Raw genomic sequence first — 19,307 nt, forward strand, 5'->3', positions numbered from 1 at the left:
GGCGCGGGCGGCCGCCCGCGCCGCGCTGCGCCCGCTGGCCCGCGGGCTCCCGATCGGTGTCGCGCTGTGCGGCGTGTTGGTCGCCTATCCGCTGTGGTGGCAGTTCACCGGCCCGCAGAGCTACACCAACCTGCTGCACGGCCCGGCCGGCAACGACCTCGCGGCGCTGACCGCGTACGCCGACCGCTCGCTCGCCGGCGATATCGACGTCTCCGCACGCCTGTCGATGAACCGCACCGAGGAGAACGCGTTCTTCGGCTGGGCACTGCCGATCCTGGCCGTCGCGATCGCCGCCGCGCTGTGGCGCACGGCCTTGACCAAGGCCCTCGCCGGCGTGCTGGTCGGCGCCGCCCTGTTCTCGCTCGGCCCGGAGATCATCGTCAACGGCGAGCCCACCGGGATCTTTGGACCATGGCGATGGTTCGGGCAACTGCCGCTGTACGAATCGGTGTTGGAGAGCCGATTCACCATGGTGTGCGTGCCCGCGCTGGGCATCCTGCTCGCGCTGGGCGCCCAGGCCGTGCGCGACGCGGGCGATCGGCGGTTGTGGCTGCTGTGGTGCGTCGCGGTGCTCCAGGCGCTGTTGCCGCTGCTGCCGCAGCCGCTGGCCTCCGCGCCGCGCGAGCCGACCCCCGCGTTCTTCGCCGACGGGACGTGGCGCCACTTCACCGGCTCCGGCCGGGCCATCGTGACCGTGCCGCTGCCCGATCCCGCCGACGCCCGCGCGCTGGGCTGGCAGGTCGACGCGGGGCTGGGCTTCCCGCTCGCCGAGGGCTACTTCGTCGGCCCGTTCGGACCGGACCGGCTCGGCGGCTACGGCGCGGTCACCCGACCCACCTCGCAACTCCTGCGCGAAGTGCGTGACGGCGGGACGGTGCCCGAAGTCGGCGACACCGAACGCGCCCAAGCCCGCGCGGACCTGGCCTTCTGGCGTGCGGACGCGGTGGTGCTCGGCCCGCACGACCGCCAGGAGGCACTGCGCGCGACGCTCGACCAGCTGTTCGGCCCGGGTGTGCCGATCGGCGGGGTGTGGCTGTGGGACGTCCGGGGAGGGGGTGCCGCCGGTGCCGGCTGAGCAGGCGGCCCCGTACCGTACCGGGGAGTTCGCCACCGGTACCCCGACGGAACGGGAAGGCGCTTTGGCGGGCGTCGGAGTACACATGGAGGGCGGTCGGGTGCGGCGCAGCGACGAGCACGCGTACACCGAGTACGTGACCGCCCGCCTGCCCGCCCTGCGCCGGGTCGCCCGGCTGCTGTGCGGTGATCCGCACCATGCCGACGACATCGTGCAGAACACCATCACCCGGCTGTACGTGCACTGGCGACGCGCGGCCGCGGCGAACGACCTCGACCGGTACGTACACCGGATGCTGGTGCGCGCGTTCCTCAACGAGCGCCGCCTCGCCTGGGCCCGGGTGCGGCTGATCGGCGCGCCACAGGACACCCCGGCGCTGCCCGCGCCGCCCGGGCCCGACGTGGAGACCCGGGACGCGGTCCGGATCGCGCTGTCCCGGGTACCGCCCAGGCAGCGGGTCGTGCTGGTGCTGCGTTTCCTGTGCGACCTGCCGGTCGCCGAGGTCGCCGACATCCTCGGCTGCTCGCAGGGCACGGTGAAGAGCCAGACCGCACAGGGACTCGCGCGACTGCGCACACTGCTGGACGGGCCGGTCGTGGCCCGCTGGGAAGGGGAGTAGACCGGCCATGGACACCGACGAGCACGAGGGCGCCCGACTACTGGCCGCACTGCGCGCGACGCCGCAGGCCGCGCCGGACGAACCCGGCGTCAACGTGGCCCGCGCGATCCGGGATGGCCGCCGCACGGTCCGGGTCCGGCGCGCGCTCGCGGTGACGGGCGGCGCCGTCGCCGTGGCACTGGTGGTGCTGGTGACGGTGCTGATCGCCGCGCCGTTGCACAACGGCGCGACCGGCCCCGCCGCCGGCGGCACGTTCGACGTGCGGCAGCGGGCCTTCCAGGTGGGCTCGGCCGGCGGCTTCACGCCGGTGGTCTACGAGACCGGCAAGTATCGCCAGCGGGTGATCCTGGGTCCGGAGAAGCCGGGCGGCGCGCCGGAGGTGGCGGCCACGCGGGGGACCGTGACGATGTACGCACCGGACCGGCTGCCCGGCGGCGAGCTCGGCCTGGGCGGGCCCGCTCCACCCGTGAACGGGCACCCGGCCGCGTGGTTGACCGGGCCCGATCCGGTCGACGGCCGGATCCAACTGGCCTGGCAATGGACGTCGGGCGGCTGGGGGGTCGCCTCGTTGGCCGGCCCCGCCGCCGACTCCGCCCGCGTGCACCAGGTGGCCGAGAGCGTCGTCGCGGGCAGCCGCAGGCCGGTCGGCATGCCGGTGAAGCTGGATCAGGACCTGCTCGCCGCCGGCGAACACCTGATCTCCCTGGTGGCCTCGGTGGGCAAGCCGGCCGACCCCCCGCTGTACGCGATGCGCTTCGGCACCGTGGACCCGCCGAACCTCGACGGCACCGACCCGCCCTGGTTCGCGGTGGGCACCGGTACGCCGCCGACCGGCTTCGACGAGCGCCGGCCCGGTCGGGTCATGCGCGCCGACGGGGCGTTCGTCGAATCCGACCCACCCCTCGATCAGGACCGCCTGTCCGCGATCCTGGCCGCCATCCGAACGGACGGGTATCCGTCGGCCGGCCCGTCCGCGGCGTCGACCCCTCCGAGTACCGGCGATTCGGAGTCGTCGTCGGTGCCGCCCTCCGACCTGGTGACCAACGCGACGTCCACGCGACCGGCCGGCACAAGCGCGGACTTCGGCACGAGCGGCCCCCCGAACACAAGCAGCAGCACGAGCACAAGTGCGAGTTCGACACCCACGGGTGGGCCGACGACGCGTCGGTGAACACGCGGGCCCGCAGCAAGGCGGATGCGCCGGGCCCGCACTGCCGGGGGCCGGCGCCGACGGCGTCCACGGCCTGGGCTCTCGATCCTTGCGGCACGCCACGGGCCCTCCCGCGCGGCGGCAGCCTGCGAACGCATGGCCCGCAACCTAGGATCGAAATATGACCGATTATGGGCGTCCGTTGGAGTTCGGTGTCTTTCCTACGCCCGACAGCTCACGGGTCGAGGAGATCCTCGCGCTGGCGGACATGGCCGACCGTGAGGGCCTGGATCTCGTCGGGGTGCAGGACCATCCCTACCAGAGCCGCTTCCTGGACACCTGGGCGCTGATGGCCGTGATCCTGGCGAACACCGGGCGGGTGCGCGTGTTCCCGGACGTGGCGAATCTGCCGCTGCGTCCGCCGGCGGTACTGGCCAAGGCGGCGGCCAGTCTGGATGTGCTCTCCGGCGGGCGATTCGAACTGGGCCTGGGAGCGGGTGCGTTCTGGGAGGCCATCGGGGCGATGGGCGGTCCCGCACGTACCCCCGGCGAGGCGGCGAGCGCGCTCGAGGAGGCGGTCGACATCGTCCGCCTGATGTGGTCCGCGGAACGCTCCGTGCGCTACACCGGTCGGCACTACCAGCTCGCGGGGGTGCATCCCGGACCCCGCCCCGTACACCCGATGGGCATCTGGCTGGGCGTACTGGGCCCGCGCCTGCTGAACATGCTCGGGCGCAAGGCGGACGGCTGGTGCCCGTCCAACAGCTACGCCACGCCCGAGAAGCTGCCCGACATGCAACGCCGCATCGACGACGGCGCGGCCGAGTCCGGCCGCGAACCCGCCGACATCCGACGCGTCTACAACGTCTTCGGGGTCATCACCGACGGCCCCTCCAACGGCTTCCTGGCCGGCCCGCCCCGTCAGTGGGTGGAGGAACTCACTGCGCTGGTGGTCCAGTTCGGCATGGACACCTTCATCTTCGGGGCCGAATCCGACGACCCCGCCCAACACCACCGCTGGGCCGTCGAAATCGCCCCCGCCGTCCGCGAATCCGTCGCCCGACACCGCGGCCACGCCGGACGCACCCCAGTCACTTGATCCGGAACGGCATGGGGCGTCTCAGATGTGCGCTCGGATCTGGCGCACCGGACACCCGAGAGCATCCGCGAGCACCGCCATCTCCTCGTCGCCGAACCACACGCGTTCCGGATTCCACACGGCTATCTCGAAACGCGCGAAGCCGCACTGCCCGTCGAAGTCCAGGCGGGCCGGCGAGGTCGCCGCGCCACAACACGGAACCCGCACGGCAAGCGACGCGAACCCGTCGTCATCATGCTCCGCCGAGAGGTCCGCCCACCACTCGGTGTCGATCGACCCGCCGCAGTGCGGACAGCCGATCCGCCCGAGATTCGCGCCGCAGGCAATGGCGGTGACCACGTCGTACCACTCGACGTCGATCTCGACATCGACTCCTCCGGGAAGGCCCGGCGCCAGGTCCGCCACGATCGCGGCAGCCCGCTCGGCCGCGACCCGATCGGGGCGGTGGTAGGGGTCGGCCGGGATGACGGAAAGCACGTCGTCGCTCAAGTTCCGCTCGATTCGTGGTAGGTGACAGGGTGGGCGGTGTCAGGGCGTGCCCGGGAGGAGAGCCGCGGCGTGGGCCTGCGGAGCCATCTCGCGAGGGCGATGAAGTCGGCTTCGGTGAGACCCCGGTGGGGGTCGACCCGGTGGAGCAGGGCGGGGCCCTCGTGGTGTGTGGCGACCCAGGCCCGGTCGGTGGCGGTGATCTCGTCGTCGACCCACACGAACGGGCGGCCCGCCGCCCGGACGACCAGGGTTCGGGTCTTCCAGTGCAGCCCGGCCCGCTCGTCCCGATCGTCGACCACGGTTTACTCCGGCCGGATCACCACGGGCAGGTCCGGCAGGCCGAGCCGAGGGGCGATGTACGTGTTCGCCTCCTGCATCCAGGCCGTGGCCCAGACCAGATCGCACGGCAGCCGCAACAACCGGGGGCCGTGCCCGGGATCGAGCCTGGCCAACAGCGGGTTCGCATCGACGTCGCACGCTTCGGGATCCGTGCCATGGTTGGGATACTCGGCCGCCCCGAACGGGAGAAGCGGTCCGTCGACGTCAAGATAAAGCAGCGGACGCTGCACCGAAGCGGTCACGCCCGCACGATAGCGGCCCGCCCTCACGCGGTCGGCCGGCAAGTCGTGGGCGGACAGCGGCTCGACGTGCGTACCGGGACTCCAGCAGTACGGGCGGTCCGACGCGTGCCGTCTTTGGTGGTGGGATCACCCGGTATCGAAGGAGGAGGCGGTCTTCGGCGAGGACAGGGCGCAGGGGATCTCCATCGTCACCCGGGTCGGGCCGTTCGGCGGGCTGGTCACGGTCAGGACCCCGTCGAACACGGCGAGCCGTCGCTCGATACCGCGCAGGCCGCTCCCTCGGCCGGGATCCGCACCGCCTCGGCCGTCGTCGGTGATCTCGACGCGCAGCAGCCCGAGTTCGTGACCGATGTCGACCCGGACCCGGTCGGAGCCCGAGTGCTTGGCCGCGTTGGTGAGCACTTCCGAGACGGCGAAGTAGGCGGCCGACTCCACCGATGCGTCCGGACGCCCCGGCAGGTCGACGGCGACCCGCACGTCGAGGGGACAGACCAGGGCGAGCGAGCGTACGGCGTCGCCCAGGCCGCGGTCGGCCAGGATCGGCGGGTGGACGCCGCGGACCAGGTCACGCAGTTCCTCCAACGCCTTGGACGAGGACTCGCGGGCCTGGACCAACAGGTCGCGTACGGCGGCGGGATCACGATCCAGCAGGTGTTCCGCCGCGCCGAGCGTCATGCCCATCGCGACCAGCCGTGCCTGGGCGCCGTCGTGCAGGTCGCGCTCGATCCGCCGGATCTCGGCGGACTGCGCCTCGGCCGCCTCGGCCCGGGTCGCGGTGAGCCGTTCGATCCGGTACGCCGTCCGCGCGTTCTCGCTCGGCGCGAGCACGAACCGGGTGTACCGGGCGTGCAGGCGCACCGAACGCGGCGCCAGCCACAGCGCCAGGGGCAGTTGGAGCAGGCCGAGCACGCCCGCGAGGGTGGCGGTGCTCTGATCCCGGATCGGGATGAACAGGTACCGAAGGCCGTCCCACTCCCGCGACAGCGGGACGCCGTAGAACGCCAGCCCGATCGCCCAGAAGCCGCCGAGGATCAGCGCGACCGGCCCGACCGCGAGCGCGGCGCCGACGATCGGGTCGAGCGCCAACCAGAGCCAGTCGCGCCACGTCTGCGGATCCCGGACGATCCACCGGAGCCGGGCGAGAAGGCCGCGCCTGCCGGGAGCCGCCTCGGGCACGGGCAGGTAGTAGGCCGGGATCCGCACATCGGACCACCGATACGCCAACGCGCGTTGCCGATCCGCGAGCCACCGCACCGCGCGTACGACCGGCGCCAGCAACACCAGGCCCAGACCGGTACCGAGCAACAGCACGACCACGAACACCGCCGGCGACAACAGCGCCGCCACGAACGACAGCCCCCACAGCGCCAACGACCGCCCCGACGCCACGAGTCCTCCCGAGAAGGAGAAGCCCCCACCCATCCCGCGCAGCCGCGCCCCGCCCCCCGAACCCGTGTGCTTCATCCCACTTGCACCCTTCTCTACGGCTTCGGTACATCGGCCGTATGAGCCGCGTCGCCAGTATGCGGGGAGCCGGCCGGGCGAGTCGGTGGAGGTAGACCCACTCTTGGCGCGCGAATCGGGCGAAATATCAGACTGAATCAGCGTGATCCTGGCATACCGGATGGAGCGCGCGCAGACTGCCGGCCGGCCCGCTGCGCGAGGCAGCCGCCCGTCCCGGCCGCCGCTACAACGAAGGCGCCTGTGCCGCCGCCGCGTCGAAGATCGCCTCGATCGCCCGCTCGTAGACGTACCCGTGCCCGTTCACGAACGGCGTTCAGCCGGTTTTCCGGCGTGGCCGCGTCGTCGTGCTCTTCTTCGCGGAGGCACGATCGCTCGCGGTCTTCGCCGTCGTCCGGTTCTTGGTCGTCGCGCGCGTCTTGGTGTCCGTCTGCTTCGCCGGCCTGGGGTGGTCCTTCTCGGCGGCCTGCACGCTCGCGGTGAGCACGGACATCAGGTCGACCACGTTGCTCTCGCCCGCCTCCTTGACGACCGCCTCGTGGGGATGCTCGCCGGTGGCCTTGGCCTCGACCAGGGCGTCCATCGCCCGCTGGTAGTCGTCGTGGACGTCGTCCAGGTCGAAGTCCTCACTGAGGGTGTCCATCAACGAGGCGGCCATCTTCATTTCCTGAGGGCGGATGGTGACATTCTCGGTGGGCGCGATGCCCTCGGGTGCGCGGAGTTCGTCGGGCCACAACATGGTCTGGAGAGTGAGGATCTCGCCCTGGGCCCGAACCAGCGCCAGGCTCTCACGCGTGGACAGGGTGATCTTGGTGACCGCCGCCCGGGACTGCCCGGCGAGCGCCTCGCGGATCAGCACGTACGGCTTGGCCGCCGCCGGCGTCGCGGGCCCCAGGTAGTAGGGCTTGGACAACATCAACGGGTCGATCCCGGCCTCGTCCACGAAGGCCAGCACGTCGACGACCTTCTTGCTCGGCAGCGGCAGCTCGGACAGGTCCTCGTCGGTGAGGACGACCTGACGACCGTCCGCGGCCTCGTACGCCTTGGCGATGTCCGCGAAGACGACCTCCTCGCCGTCCAGCTCGCACACGCGCTTGTAGCGGATCCGGCCGCCGTCCTCACGATGCACCTGATGCCCCGGCGAGCGGTGCTCGGACGTCGCCGGATACAGCTGGACCGGGATGCTCACCAGTCCGAACGAGATTGCGCCCTTCCACGTCGCCCGCATACCAACCCCTGACCGATGACCTATTCGGTACGAAATGACCACCTTCAACGGTAGGCCACCCCGCCACCGCACGCCTCGGCCGGGCGCGGCCGGTCGGCCGGGCGGTCGAGCGGCTGTCGAGGCGTCGGGCCGTACGGCAGCCGGCCTGCGTCAGCTGTCGGGACCGAGCCCGGCCAGGCGCAGCACGGCGCCCAGCCCCCGATGCGCGTCTCGGCCGGGTCGACGTCCGACTCGCGACACACGTGCCGAAAGAGCAGCGGGTCGGTGTGGTGCCCACAGGAATGCACCCGGGTGGGGAAGTGGCCGTCCAGGTGGTGATGGGCGAAGGTCCCGCGCAGATCCCAGCCCACATCGCCGACCACGCCCAAGGCCACGCCCTCGTCGGCCAGGCGGGTCGGGGGGTGCGCTGTCCGCGTACGGCACCCGGCGCGCCGGCCTGGCCACGGCCCCGCGGGCCCCCGCGCGACCCGCGCCGTAGGGCCGCGGGGCGGGCGGGGCACGGAGGCGGTCCGTCCGGACAAGGGCGCATGCGCTCGGCCGAAGGCGGATCCGGTGTGCCGCGATGAGTTTCGGGGCGATGGGGGGTCCAATCATGTGAACGCACTTCCCCACCGCCCCAGGAGAGCACGATGACGTCCAGCGCCCCCACTGTCGGATACGCCCCGGTGAACGGCATCGAGTTGTATTACGAGTTGCACGGCAGCGATGGACCGCCGCTGGTCGTACTGCACGGCGGCGCATTGACCATCGACTCGAGCTTCGCCGCGCTGCTGCCCGCGCTCGCCGCGAACCGCCGGGTGATCGCGGTCGAGCTCCAGGGCCACGGCCACACGGCGGACAGCGATCGCCCGATGTCCTTGGAGGTCTTCTCCGACGATGTCGTCGCGCTGCTCGACCATCTGGGCGTCGAACACGCCGACTTCCTCGGCTTCAGCCTCGGCGGCCTGGTCGCGCTGCGCACCGCCGTACGGCACCCGGGGCGGATCGACCATCTCGTCCTGCTCGCGACGCACTACCGCCACGACGGCTACCACGCGGAGATCACCGCGCCCGAGCAGACCTCTCCGCGATTGCCGACCGCGGCCGACTTCGCGGCGATGGTCGACGCCTACGCCCGGGTCGCCCCAGACCCCGCCCACTTCGAGGCCACTTTGGCCAAACTCCAGCCGCTGGCTCACGGCTTCGTCGAGTGGACGGAGGACGAACTGCGTTCGATCGCCGCCCCCACCCTCCTCGTCATCGGCGACACGGACTTCATCCGCATCGAGCACGCCGCCCGCATGCACGAACTCATCCCCGACGCCCACCTGGCAATCCTCCCGAACACCACCCACATGAACGTCCCCACCCGCACCGACCTCCTCACCCCGATGCTCGACGCCTTCCTGCCGACCAAGGCGTGACGGTCCACCGAGTACGGGTACGGGTGGCCGTCGGACGCAGGGCGGGTCGGCCGACGAGGGGCGTTCCGGGGGCCGGCACAGGTGGGGCGGTGATTCGGGGGGCGTGGACGAGAATGTGCGGGGTTGGTCGTCGGGGTGTCGGCAGTGGGCGGGGCGGCGGCTTGGTCTCGACCTTGGACTGGATCGGACCGGACCGGGTCGGGTCGGGTCGGGTGGATCGGCGTTCGGAAGGGGTGGGTGCGGGTGTCACACGGACGGGTCGGAGTCCGGAGTTCGCCGGAGCCCGCTGTCTCGGGGGTGGGTGGATTCGCCGTCGAGGCTCCCGGGCGGGGCCGGTTGCGGGTCTATCTCGGTGCGGCGCCGGGGGTGGGCAAGACGTACGCGATGCTCGACGAGGCGCGGCACAGACGCTCGCGCGGTACGGATGTGGTGGTCGGTGTCGTGGAGTGCCACGGCCGACCCCGTACCGAGGAGATGCTCGACGGGCTGGAGGTCGTGCCGCGCAGGCAACTCACCCATCGGGGTGATGCGTTCACCGAGATGGACGTCGACGCGGTGATCGCCCGTCGACCCCGGGTGGCGCTGGTGGACGAACTCGCGCACACCAACGTGCCCGGTTCGCGCAACGCGAAGCGCTGGCGAGACGTCGAGGAGATCCTCGATGCGGGGATCGACGTGATCTCCACGGTGAACGTGCAGCATCTGGAGTCGCTCAACGACGTGGTCGAGTCGATCACGGGTGTAGCGCAGCACGAGACCGTGCCCGACGGCGTGGTGCGTCGTGCGGATCAGGTCGAGTTCGTGGACCTGACGCCGGAGGCGTTGCGGCGGCGACTCGCGCACGGGAACGTGTACCCGCCCGCGATCGCGGGCGCCGCGCCGGCGAACTGCTTCCGGCCCGGGAATCTGACGGCGTTGCGGGAGTTGGCGCTGTTGTGGGTGGCGGGTCGGGTGGACGAGTACCTGCGCGAGCATCGCCACGACCACCCGATCGACGCGACGCGGCCGGCGCGCGAGCGGGTCGTCGTGGCGCTGACCGGCGGGCCCGAGGGCGACACGCTGATCCGCCGAGCGGCGCGGATCGCCGGCCGCGGGCCGGGCGGAGAGGTGCTTGCGGTGCACGTGGCCCGCAGCAACGGTCCGTCCGGGGGCTGCTCGGCCGATCTGGCCCGTCAGCGCCGGTTGGTGGACTCGCTGGGCGGCACGTTCCACCCCATCGTCGGCGACGACGTGCCCGGTGCCCTGCTCGACTTCGCCCGCGGGGTAAATGCCACGCAGATCGTCCTGGGCGGCAGCCGGCGCCGGCCCTGGCAGTACGTCCTGGGCCCCGGCGTCGGCGCCACCGTCGCCGCCCGCTCCGGCGACATCGACACCCACATCGTCACCCACGAACACATCGGTCGCGGCCGGGAAACCACCCCGAAGCGCTCGACCACCGCCCGGGGACGAGCCGTCACGAGTTGGGCGGTCGCTCTCCTCGGGCCACTCATACCGGCCGCCGTACTCGTGCCGATGCGGGGCGGCGTGGCGCTGCCCGGAGACATGCTCCTGTTCCTGGCGCTCACCGTCGGGGTCGCCCTGTTCGGCGGCCTGTGGCAGGCGGTGGCCGCGGCCGTGGTCGGATCGCTGTTGCTGGACTACTACTTGACCGCGCCGACGCACACCCTGAAGATCGCCGCGCCGGGCAACATGCTCAGCCTCGTGGTCTTCGTCGTCATCGCCCTGGCCGTGGCGTCGGTCGTCGACCTGGCCGCGCGGCGCGCCCAGCAGGCCGCGCGCAACCAGGCCGAGGCGGACACGCTGAGCTTCCTGGCCGGCAGCGTACTGCGCGGCGAAGAAGCGTTGCCCGCGCTGCTCGAACGGGTCCGACAGACGTTCGGCGTGGAGTCGGTCGCCGTGCTCCAACGCGACGGACCCTGCGCATCCTGGGCGAGGGTCGACTCGATCGGCCCCAATCCGCCGACTCGGCCCGACAAGGCGGACGTCGAGGTCCCGGTGGACCAGTCGCTCGCGCTGGTGTTGTCCGGCCGCGCGCTGCCCGCCGACACGCGTCGTGTCCTGGGTGCGTTCGCCGCGCAGACCGCACTGGTCCTGGAACGACGCACCCTGGTCGCCGAGGCGGCGGAGGCCCGCCGACTCGGCGAGGGCCACAGCCTCGACACCGCCCTGTTCGCGATCGTCGCCCGGGACCTGCGCGCGCCGCTGGCCGCGATCAAGGCCGGTGCGTCCGGCCTGCGTTCGCACGAGGTGGACTGGGCGCGGGCGGAGCGGGCCGAGTTGCTCGCCACCATCGAGGCGGGCGCCGATCGTCTCGACCAACTGATCGGCAACCTGCTCGACATGAGCCGGCTGCGGATGGGCACGATCGAGCCGCTGCCGAGCGACGTCGCGTTGGACGAGGTGGTCCCGGGTGCGGTGGCCCGAGCCGCGCAAACGGCGGTGCGGGTGTCGGTGCCCGACACGCTGCCGACCGTACGTGCCGACGGAGAGTTGCTGGACCGGGTGATGGCGAACCTGGTCGAGAACGCCGTCCTGCACACCCCACCCGACACCCCCGTGGTCGTCGTCGCGAAGGCGGTCCGCGACCGCATCGAACTGCGCGTGGTCGACCGCGGACCCGGCCTGCCCGACGACGCCAAGGACCGCGTCTTCGAAGCCTTCGCGCGCCACGGCGACGCTCCCCGAAGCCGGGGCGTCGGCCTGGGACTCGCCGTCGCCCGCGGCTTTGCCGAAGCCATGAACGGCTCCCTCACCGCCGAGGACACTCCCGGCGGCGGCCTCACCATGATCCTCACGCTCCCCGCGTCCACCGGGCCCGAGCCGGGCGGCGAGCCCGACCGAAGTCATGTCCGGAGCACGCCTGTCGACGGGCACCGGGACGTCCGGGCGCGCACGGAGTCCGGGGGCCGGGACGATGAGAATGACGCAGCGTCATCCCGGCGCCGGTGACGACGCATCCGGCCACGGAGCCTCCGCGAAAAAACCGCCGGCGGACCACGGCGACCACTGCTACTTTTCCGGAGGCCGTGCGAGAGAACGAGGAGGTGGTACCCGTGAACGCAGTATCGACATGGGTGCTCCCCTCCGGGGTCACGGTCGGGCGATAGGTCGTCCGGGAGCGCCGTTCAAGAGCACTCCCGAAAGGCACGACCATGCGATTCACTTCCGAACAACGCCTCGACGACGGCGTCCTCGAACGCGAATTCACCCTCGGCGAGATCCCCGGCGTCCTGTGGACGTCCGGATCCGCACCTGCCCCGCTGATCCTGATCGGCCACAACGGCGGCTTGCACAAGCGGGAATCGCGGCTGGTGGCCCGGGCCCGGCACTCCGCGGCGGAGTACGGCTACGCGGTCGCCGCCATCGACCACCCCGGGCACGGCGACCGGCCCCGTTCCGCCGTCGACGAGCAGGCTCGCGCCGACCTCCGCCGGGCGATGGCGGCCGGCGAGCCGGTCGACGAGATCTTCGAGTCCTTCATCGTCCCGCTGGTCGAAAAGGCGGTCCCGGAATGGCGGACCACCCTGGACGCCCTCCTTTCGCTGCCCGAGATCGGCGGCCCGGTCGGGTACTCGGGGATGACCGCCGTCGGCATTCGGCTGGCGGTGGTCGAACCGCGCATCTCGGCCGCCGGTTTCTTCGCCGGGGGTTACGTGCCACGCGCCCAGCGCGAGGAGGCCCGGCAGGTCACCATTCCGCTGCAGTTCCTGCTGCAGTGGGACGACGAAGGGAACCCGCGGCAGTCGGCCCTGGACCTGTTCGACGCCTTCGGCACCAAGGAGAAGACGCTGCACGCCAATGTGGGCGGGCACGCCGGCACCCCGTGGTTCGAGGTGGACGACGGGAACCGGTTCTTCGGCCGACACCTGAAGTAAGGCCGGGCCGTCAGGCCGGCAGCGGACGCCGGGCGGTGTCGGCCGGGATGCCGCTCGTCGAGGACGGCCCCGGCCCTCCTCGATGGCGGTGGCCGGCAGCTGCACGACCGCCCCGATCGCGGCGGTACCGGCCATCGCTGGTACCGGCCGGTCGGGGCGACGCTCGGCCACCAGTGCCCGGGCCGGGTCGGCGGCCGGCAGCCGGCAGCCGGCAGTAGGTGCGGGCCGTGCCCCGGCGTTCGACTGCGCCAGGACCCCGATCGCTCTCTCGATCGGGGTCCTTCGCCGTGCCCCTACTCGTCGTCCGGGTCGCCCGGGTGCTCCGGGAGCGCTTCCGTCCTCCGGGGAGAGGCCCCGCGCGCACTCGGCGGGCCGATGCCCGGCGAGGCCGAACCCGATACGGTGCAGCGCGCTGTCCCGGACAGGCGCGGCGCGAGGGCCCGGCCTTGCTCCGTGCCTGGGCAGCCATCGGGCGGATTCGCCGCAGGAGGTGGCGAGTTCGGGAGATTCCTCCGGCGGGGACGACCGCGAACCGGTCGCGGCACCCGGCCGCCCGTGAAGCCGCGGACGTCCGCGAGGTGTCCGCGCCCGTCTCCCCGTCGGCCGCGACCACCACGACAACACGGGTTACTGGGTCGCGATCGCGCTGATCGACTTCACCCGGCCGGAGGGCCCGACGGTCCGGCACGTCGAGCGGTACTCCGAGTCGGGCGAGGAACGCCCGATGCTCTACGCCGACGGGCGCTTCGCGATGAACATGGGTCCCTTCGAGTTCAAGGAGGAGGAACCCATCTCCGAGGGCGAATGGGAGATGTTCATGGACCCGGCCCATCACCTGAGCATCCGCGAGGGGTACAACCTCTACCCCTGACCGACCCGGACAAGCACCCCCACGCGGAGCGCACCAACTCCCTTACATCGCGACCGCGTCGACGGTCGAACCGGCGACTCGGCCCGACCGCCGAGCCGGCGGCCAAGACCATCGGGAAGCCGACGGGCGGAACCGATGTCGGGCTCGGTTCCGGGCACGGGCCCGCCGCCGGGGCCTGGTGGTTGTTCTCGGCGGCTTGTCCGGCCTCGGTGGCCCGCAGCCGGAACGCGTCGCTGCCGGTCCGGATCGGCAGGTGCGACTTGCCGGTGCCGAAATCACCGATCGGCGTCACCTCGGTGGGCAGTCCGACGGCGATCACCGGCCCGGTCGCCTACGACCCGGCCGGCGTCACCCCCGAGGAGCGTCGCCGGGACGATCAGCGGCGGCGCAGCGACGGGTCGAGCAGTGCGGGCGGGGTGTCGTTCTTCTCGTGTGGGGCGAGGTCGGTACCGGGCGGGACGATCGCGTCGATCGCGTCGAGTACGTCTGCGGAGAGCGTGGTGTCCGCGGCGGCGAGCTGCGAGTGCAGGTGGTCCAGGGTGCGGGGGCCGATGAGTGCACTGGTCACGCCGGGGTGCGCGGTCACGAAGCCGAGTGCGATCTGGATCATCGTCAGTCCGGCGTCGTCGGCGACCTTGGCCAGTTGCTCGACGGCGTCGAGCCTGGCCCGGTTGGAGGGGATGGAAGTGTCGAAGCGCTGCGGCATGAACGTCGAGCGGCTGGTGGTGATCTCCCTGCCCTGGCGGATCGCGCCCGACAGCCAGCCCGAGGCCAGCGGGCTCCACACCATCACTCCGAGCCCGTACTGCTCGGTCACGGGCAGGACGTGGGTCTCGATACCGCGCTGCAGGATCGAGTAACTGGGCTGTTCGGTGACGTAACGGCTCGAGTGATGCTCGCGGGCGGCCCACTGGGCCTGCACGATGCGGTGGGCCGGAAAGGTCGAGGAGCCGAAGTAGCGGATCTTTCCCGCGCGCTGCAGGTCGGTCAACGCCGACAGGGTCTCCTCGTCGCCGGTGTTCGGATCCCACCGGTGGATCTGGTAGAGGTCGACGTGGTCGACGCCGAGCCGACGCAGGCTGTCCTCCAATGCGGTGACCAGCCAGCGGCGCGAGCCGCCCCGGCGATTGCGCTCGTCGCCCATGGGCATGGCCGCCTTCGTGGCCAGCACGAGGTCGTCGCGGCGGCCCGCGATGGCCTTGCCTACCATTTCCTCCGACTCGCCGCCGCTGTACACGTCGGCGGTGTCGATCAGGTTGATCCCCGCCTCCAGGGCGGCGTCGACGATGGCGGTGACCTCGTCCTGGGTCGTGCGCCCGATCTTTCCGAAGTTCATCGCGCCGAGCGCGAGGGTGCCGACCTGCACACCGGTGCGGCCCAAGGTGCGGTACTGCATATCGTGTCTCCTCATTGCGGGTGAAGCGTGTGCCATGCATGGCTTGGTGACCGGTTCCCTGCTCTGACATCATGAGCAAACGGAACCTCGTTCCGAAACGATACGGAACATGGTTCCGCTTTTGCAAGAGGCGAGTGGAAAGAGTGGCGCGGTGAACGACAGCGACGAGGGCGCAGGGCAGGCAGTCCCGTCCAAGCGGAAGGACGCCCGACGCAACAAGGAAACCCTGCTCGACGCGGCCGCCGCGGTCTTCGTCACGTCAGGCGTGGAGGCGCCGGTACGCGACATCGCGGCCGAGGCCGGCGTCGGCCTGGGCACGATCTACCGTCACTTCCCGACGCGAGCGGACCTCATCGTCGCCGTCTACCGGCACCAGGTCGACGCCTGTGCCGATGCGGGGCCGACCCTGCTGGCGACCAGCCCTTGTCCGCGCGCCGCACTGGGGCAGTGGATCAACCTCTTCGTCGATTTCCTGGTCACCAAGCACGGACTCGCCGCCGTGCTGCAGGCCGACAACGCGGGCTTCGAGGCGCTGCATGCCCACTTCCTCGACCGCCTCGTACCCGTCTGCGCCGAACTGCTCGAAGCCGCAGCCCGCGCCGGCGAGATCCGCCCGGACCTCGATGCGTACGAGCTCATGCGCGGCGTCGGCAACCTCTGCATCGGCGCGGACAGTGATCCCCACTACGACGCACGCCACATGGTGGAACTCCTCATCGCCGGGCTACGCCGACCACACCACTGACCTCGGCGACATCGCGCGTGCGACTCTGCCGAAGCGCCGACTAGAGCGCCTTGGCCGAGGCCGGCAGTTCCGTGTGCGGTTCCGCCAGCGGTGGTGCGCACCCGTTTGGTGCAGTGGGCGGGCGAGGCAGCGTGGGACCCGGATCTCGTCGCGGGCGTCGGCTGCAAAGGCGGGCCCGGCATCGATGGCACGAATCGGCTTCGGCTCCGCGCCGCCGCGCCCGCCGTGGACTTCGGCGGTGGTCCGTCAGGGCGGTCAGGCGGCCTTGGCTCGGCCTTCGGAGATCTGGCGCAGGGCGTCGTCGAGATCGGACTGGGCGCGTTGCAGCCAGGCCGTGGTGATATCCACGGCGTCGCCGGCTTCGCCGCTGCGCCGGTGCAGGTGCGGCTGCTCACCCTCCTCGGCTGCGCGGGCGTGCTTGATCGCGTGGTGGATGCGTCCGGCGGCGGCGAGTTCGCTGCCCGCCACCTGGAGCCAGGCTCGGGTCGTCGCGTCGGCGACCTTGCCGGTGTTCGCGGAGTCGGTCAGTGCCCGCGCGATCGCCTCGATGCTCTTGCCCGCCAGCTTGCGCGGCACCAACGCCGGTGGCAGACCGGGCAGTTGCTCCAGCTCGGCCAGGACCACACTCTCCAGTAGGGCCAGGCCGTACGTCACTCGGCCCAGTTTCAGCAGATACTCGTCATCCGGAATCATCGGGCCATTGTGCGATACCGGTCGGACACGATCGTGACACCACACGGCGTGTCGCAGCCAATGCAGCCGGACGCGCCAAGCCCGGCTCGCCTCGGGACCGAAGCGGACGCGCGCCCCGCCCTACCGCGTCGGTGCGTCCGACCCGGCGGCGGTCACCGTTCCCATCCGCGAGCGCCCCCACGGCCGCGGTCCGGTGGCCTCGACCGCCGCGCCCGCCGGAGGGTACGACGCCGAGCGGCCCGGGCGTCGCGGCGGCTGGTCCGCGCGGCGGGCGCGTACGAGCAGACGCAAGCACTCGGCCGGGTTGTCGCGGACCGAGCGGTGGGTGACGGCGGGGCCGAGCGCACAGACGTTGTCGAGCCGGTGATGGGTGAGCGCGAGCACGCTGCGCACCAGCGGCCGGTACTCGGTCGGTACATCACCGACCAGGCGATCGCCGGCGTCGAGCGCGACGCGCGCGCTGGTCGCGGTCGCGGCCAGCAGGGCCCGTACACCCGGCGTGTCCCGGCCCGATCCCAGATCGGCGCGCGTGACGCCGTACCGGTCGAGATCGGATTTCGGCAGCCTCATCCGTCCCGCGCCCAGGTCCTCCGCCAAGTCGCAGAGCAGGTCGGTGCGTTGGAACCCGTCGGTGAACAGGCGCACGGAGGCGGCGAACTCCTCGTCCGGGACGAGGTGCGGGGTGAGCCCGGTGCTGAGCATCGCGCCCGGCCAGGTCAGCACGTCGACGTAGCGCTGGTAGGCGGCCTCGTCCTCGAACTCGGGAAAGTCCAGTTCGGCGTGGGTGCCCTCCAGGTAGGCGTCGGCCCACGTGCGCGGCAGGCCGTGCACCCGGGCGGCGTGCAGATACGCCCGCAGCAGCGGATGAGTCGCGGTATCGGTGTCCAGCGCCGTCCGCACCCGGGTCGCCCACGCCTCGAATCGCCGTCGGCGTCCGACTTCGTCTCCGCGGTCGCAGACGTCGTCCGTGAAATACGCCATCGCCGCGCCGACGAGGGCGTGCGGCGCGAACTGCGGCGGAGCCAGCAGCCGCAACGCAATCCAACCGGCCGTCTCCCGGCGCCGCATGAACCGCTCGGCGGCCGTGTAGTCGGCACGCAGTGTGCCGTCCCACACGCCCGCCGCATCCAGAGAACGCCGCCACGAGCGCATGAAACCCCCGAAGATTGGTCACCACAAGCTGATTTGCCGCACGGAGAGTATCAGCACGGAGTAGGGCAAACCCACGCCCACGATGCCGCGGCGGCGAGCGTCACCCGCCCTGAGCCGCGACAACGGGTCGAGCACCCGAGCACCCGAGCACTCGGCCACTCGGCCACTCGGCCACTCGGCCACTCGGCCACTCGGCCACTCGGCCACTGAATCAACCAACCACCCGACCGCCCGACCACGCGAACTCACTCGATCGACGGAACACGCGAGCATCCGAGTTGTCGGCGAGGACCGCCCGGCGATTTGGGGGTGAGATCGCCGGGCGGTCCGGGCACCGACCACGGGGTTGTCGGCGCATCCGCAACGATCCGCCGTACGACCGCCCGTGCGCAAGACCCGATGCGCCGGCCGCCCGGCCCGTAAGCCTTGCGTAGGACCCCTGAAAGGCCGGTTCCGGCGCGCCCGGTTCCGGCGCGGGCATTGCACCCGCCCCGACCCGGGTCCGACCGCAGTTCGAACCGCGCCCGGGTTCGGGCCGTGACCCCGGCTCGGACGAAAACCCGGCTCGGCCCCGGGTCGGGACGCACGTCGCGGTGCACCGACTCGTACCTGGGCCAGTCACCGGGGTCGCCGTCGCGCGCGAACGCCGCCCAGGCCCGCCCGAGCGCGTCGGCCAGGTCCTGCGATGGCCGGGCGCCGGTGAATCGCTCGACCCCCTCGATCGCCAAGTTGTCGAAGACGAAGGGGAGTTCGAGCGAATGACATGCGCCGATCCGCCCGTCGAGTGCGGTCGATGACCAACAGAACAGGTAGCGCCACACGTCGCCGCCCGACTCGGCTCGCGCCTCGGCGAGTCGGCGCGTGGGCCCGCCGAACATGCGCTCCCCGATCAATGCGGCGATCAGACCCGCCGGCGAGGTGTCCCGCTCCACCGTGCGAAAGACCGCGAGCGCAACCTCGGGTTCGGGGTAGGTGGCGGCGAACATCGGCCCGACGGCGGCCTCCACCACCGCCGCCGCGCCGGGATCCAACACCGTGAACATCCGGCCCTCGTCACCGTTGGCGCCGAGGAGCAGCGGAATGTGGCTGCCGACTCCCCTGCGGATCGCGTCGATCGGCGGCTCGGTCAGCGTGCGGCCGTCGACGATCGGCGCGAAGGCCAGGGCCGTACCGGCGCCCCTGACCCGCGCGGCGCGCAGCACCGCCTCCTGGGCGCGAAGCAGTTCCGCGGTCGGCACGGTCAGTATGTTCGAGGCGACGTCCGGGGCGATCCCCAGTTCGGCGAGCAGCTCGTGGGCGATCCCGGCCGCGGCGTCGACATCGGCAACACCCTCGCCGCTGCCGCTCTGGACGACGGCCTTGTGGAACAGGGCGCCGGAGGCGGGCATCGCCACGTGCGCCACGACGCTCCAGGCTCCCGCCGACTGGCCCGCGACCGTGACGTTGTCGGGGTCGCCGCCGAACGTGCGT

At 71.9% G+C, this 19,307-nt stretch carries 15 protein-coding genes and 3 pseudogenes; 9 read left to right on the top strand and 9 right to left on the bottom strand.

What is annotated here, in order from left to right; all coding sequences use genetic code 11:
• From ABZS54_RS30990 to ABZS54_RS31005, 4 genes and pseudogenes are all read left to right on the top strand, one after another.
• Positions 1-1,075 (top strand): annotated as a pseudogene (locus tag ABZS54_RS30990) (glycosyl transferase); the annotation flags it as partial.
• Positions 1,076-1,175: 100 nt separating this feature from the next.
• Positions 1,176-1,694 (top strand): SigE family RNA polymerase sigma factor, encoded by a 519-nt coding sequence (locus ABZS54_RS30995; RefSeq protein ID WP_355543450.1) that lies wholly within the window; start codon positions 1,176-1,178, stop codon positions 1,692-1,694.
• A gap of 7 nt (positions 1,695-1,701) precedes the next feature.
• A complete protein-coding gene (locus ABZS54_RS31000) occupies positions 1,702-2,865 on the top strand; it encodes a hypothetical protein (protein WP_355543453.1) in 1,164 nt (387 codons plus the stop codon).
• A 160-nt stretch (positions 2,866-3,025) separates the two neighbouring features.
• On the top strand, positions 3,026-3,943 hold the full coding sequence (locus tag ABZS54_RS31005) for an LLM class flavin-dependent oxidoreductase (protein WP_355543456.1): 918 nt from the start codon (positions 3,026-3,028) through the stop codon (positions 3,941-3,943).
• A gap of 21 nt (positions 3,944-3,964) precedes the next feature.
• Here ABZS54_RS31005 and ABZS54_RS31010 read toward each other — a convergent pair whose 3' ends face one another.
• The 5 genes and pseudogenes from ABZS54_RS31010 to ABZS54_RS31030 all read right to left on the bottom strand — a co-directional run bounded on the left by ABZS54_RS31010 (position 3,965) and on the right by ABZS54_RS31030 (position 8,076).
• A complete protein-coding gene (locus tag ABZS54_RS31010; protein WP_355543459.1) occupies positions 3,965-4,432 on the bottom strand; it encodes a hypothetical protein in 468 nt (155 codons plus the stop codon).
• A pseudogene (locus ABZS54_RS31015) lies at positions 4,429-5,013 on the bottom strand (HAD domain-containing protein). Before ABZS54_RS31015 ends, ABZS54_RS31010 begins: the two are co-directional and overlap by 4 nt.
• A gap of 126 nt (positions 5,014-5,139) precedes the next feature.
• Complete coding sequence (locus tag ABZS54_RS31020) at positions 5,140-6,477, bottom strand: sensor domain-containing protein (protein WP_355543462.1); 1,338 nt, start codon at positions 6,475-6,477, stop codon at positions 5,140-5,142.
• Between the two features lie 313 nt (positions 6,478-6,790).
• Positions 6,791-7,702 (bottom strand): Ku protein, encoded by a 912-nt coding sequence (locus ABZS54_RS31025; RefSeq protein WP_355543465.1) that lies wholly within the window; start codon positions 7,700-7,702, stop codon positions 6,791-6,793.
• 44 nt (positions 7,703-7,746) lie between these two features.
• On the bottom strand, positions 7,747-8,076 hold the full coding sequence (locus tag ABZS54_RS31030; protein ID WP_355543468.1) for a hypothetical protein: 330 nt from the start codon (positions 8,074-8,076) through the stop codon (positions 7,747-7,749).
• Between the two features lie 255 nt (positions 8,077-8,331).
• Here ABZS54_RS31030 and ABZS54_RS31035 point away from each other — a divergent pair, with 255 nt between their 5' ends.
• The 4 genes from ABZS54_RS31035 (at position 8,332) to ABZS54_RS31050 (ending at position 13,851) form a co-directional block, all read left to right on the top strand.
• A complete protein-coding gene (locus ABZS54_RS31035) occupies positions 8,332-9,105 on the top strand; it encodes an alpha/beta hydrolase (protein WP_355543471.1) in 774 nt (257 codons plus the stop codon).
• A 297-nt stretch (positions 9,106-9,402) separates the two neighbouring features.
• Positions 9,403-12,054, top strand: coding sequence for an ATP-binding protein (locus ABZS54_RS31040; RefSeq protein ID WP_355543474.1), 2,652 nt, complete (start codon positions 9,403-9,405; stop codon positions 12,052-12,054).
• Between the two features lie 203 nt (positions 12,055-12,257).
• On the top strand, positions 12,258-12,980 hold the full coding sequence (locus tag ABZS54_RS31045; protein ID WP_355543477.1) for an alpha/beta hydrolase: 723 nt from the start codon (positions 12,258-12,260) through the stop codon (positions 12,978-12,980).
• 724 nt (positions 12,981-13,704) lie between these two features.
• Positions 13,705-13,851 carry a hypothetical protein gene (locus tag ABZS54_RS31050; protein ID WP_355543480.1) on the top strand — a complete coding sequence of 49 codons (147 nt, stop codon included), beginning with the start codon at positions 13,705-13,707 and terminating at the stop codon, positions 13,849-13,851.
• Between the two features lie 376 nt (positions 13,852-14,227).
• On the opposite strand, the gene ABZS54_RS31055 is transcribed toward ABZS54_RS31050, so the two are convergent.
• The gene (locus ABZS54_RS31055) at positions 14,228-15,247 is read right to left on the bottom strand and encodes an aldo/keto reductase (RefSeq protein ID WP_355543483.1); all 1,020 of its coding nucleotides are present in this window, start codon (positions 15,245-15,247) and stop codon (positions 14,228-14,230) included.
• 151 nt (positions 15,248-15,398) lie between these two features.
• Here ABZS54_RS31055 and ABZS54_RS31060 point away from each other — a divergent pair, with 151 nt between their 5' ends.
• Positions 15,399-15,992 carry a TetR/AcrR family transcriptional regulator gene (locus ABZS54_RS31060; protein WP_355543486.1) on the top strand — a complete coding sequence of 198 codons (594 nt, stop codon included), beginning with the start codon at positions 15,399-15,401 and terminating at the stop codon, positions 15,990-15,992.
• 255 nt (positions 15,993-16,247) lie between these two features.
• Here the strand turns inward: ABZS54_RS31060 and ABZS54_RS31065 are convergent, their stop codons facing one another.
• The 3 genes and pseudogenes from ABZS54_RS31065 to ABZS54_RS31075 all read right to left on the bottom strand — a co-directional run.
• Positions 16,248-16,685, bottom strand: a complete 438-nt coding sequence (locus tag ABZS54_RS31065) for a hypothetical protein (RefSeq protein ID WP_355543489.1) — start codon at positions 16,683-16,685, stop codon at positions 16,248-16,250.
• Positions 16,686-16,805: 120 nt separating this feature from the next.
• A complete protein-coding gene (locus tag ABZS54_RS31070) occupies positions 16,806-17,801 on the bottom strand; it encodes a squalene/phytoene synthase family protein (RefSeq protein WP_355543492.1) in 996 nt (331 codons plus the stop codon).
• A 281-nt stretch (positions 17,802-18,082) separates the two neighbouring features.
• Positions 18,083-19,291: pseudogene (locus ABZS54_RS31075) on the bottom strand (carboxylesterase family protein); the annotation flags it as partial.
• Positions 19,292-19,307 lie beyond the last annotated feature (16 nt).

The sequence above is a fragment of the Embleya sp. NPDC005575 genome (assembly GCF_040605455.1).
Taxonomy (GTDB): Bacteria; Actinomycetota; Actinomycetes; order Streptomycetales; family Streptomycetaceae; genus Embleya.

What these genes read in the sequence shown, in the direction of transcription:
- ABZS54_RS31020 (WP_355543462.1), bottom strand. Translation starts at nt 6,477, where the DNA reads ATGAAGCACACGGGTTCGGGGGGCGGGGCGCGGCTGCGCGGGATGGGT.
- ABZS54_RS31055 (WP_355543483.1), bottom strand. Translation starts at nt 15,247, where the DNA reads ATGCAGTACCGCACCTTGGGCCGCACCGGTGTGCAGGTCGGCACCCTC.
- ABZS54_RS31005 (WP_355543456.1), top strand. Translation starts at nt 3,026, where the DNA reads ATGACCGATTATGGGCGTCCGTTGGAGTTCGGTGTCTTTCCTACGCCC.
- ABZS54_RS31000 (WP_355543453.1), top strand. Translation starts at nt 1,702, where the DNA reads ATGGACACCGACGAGCACGAGGGCGCCCGACTACTGGCCGCACTGCGC.
- ABZS54_RS31050 (WP_355543480.1), top strand. Translation starts at nt 13,705, where the DNA reads ATGCTCTACGCCGACGGGCGCTTCGCGATGAACATGGGTCCCTTCGAG.
- ABZS54_RS31035 (WP_355543471.1), top strand. Translation starts at nt 8,332, where the DNA reads ATGACGTCCAGCGCCCCCACTGTCGGATACGCCCCGGTGAACGGCATC.
- ABZS54_RS31065 (WP_355543489.1), bottom strand. Translation starts at nt 16,685, where the DNA reads ATGATTCCGGATGACGAGTATCTGCTGAAACTGGGCCGAGTGACGTAC.
- ABZS54_RS31045 (WP_355543477.1), top strand. Translation starts at nt 12,258, where the DNA reads ATGCGATTCACTTCCGAACAACGCCTCGACGACGGCGTCCTCGAACGC.
- ABZS54_RS31025 (WP_355543465.1), bottom strand. Translation starts at nt 7,702, where the DNA reads ATGCGGGCGACGTGGAAGGGCGCAATCTCGTTCGGACTGGTGAGCATC.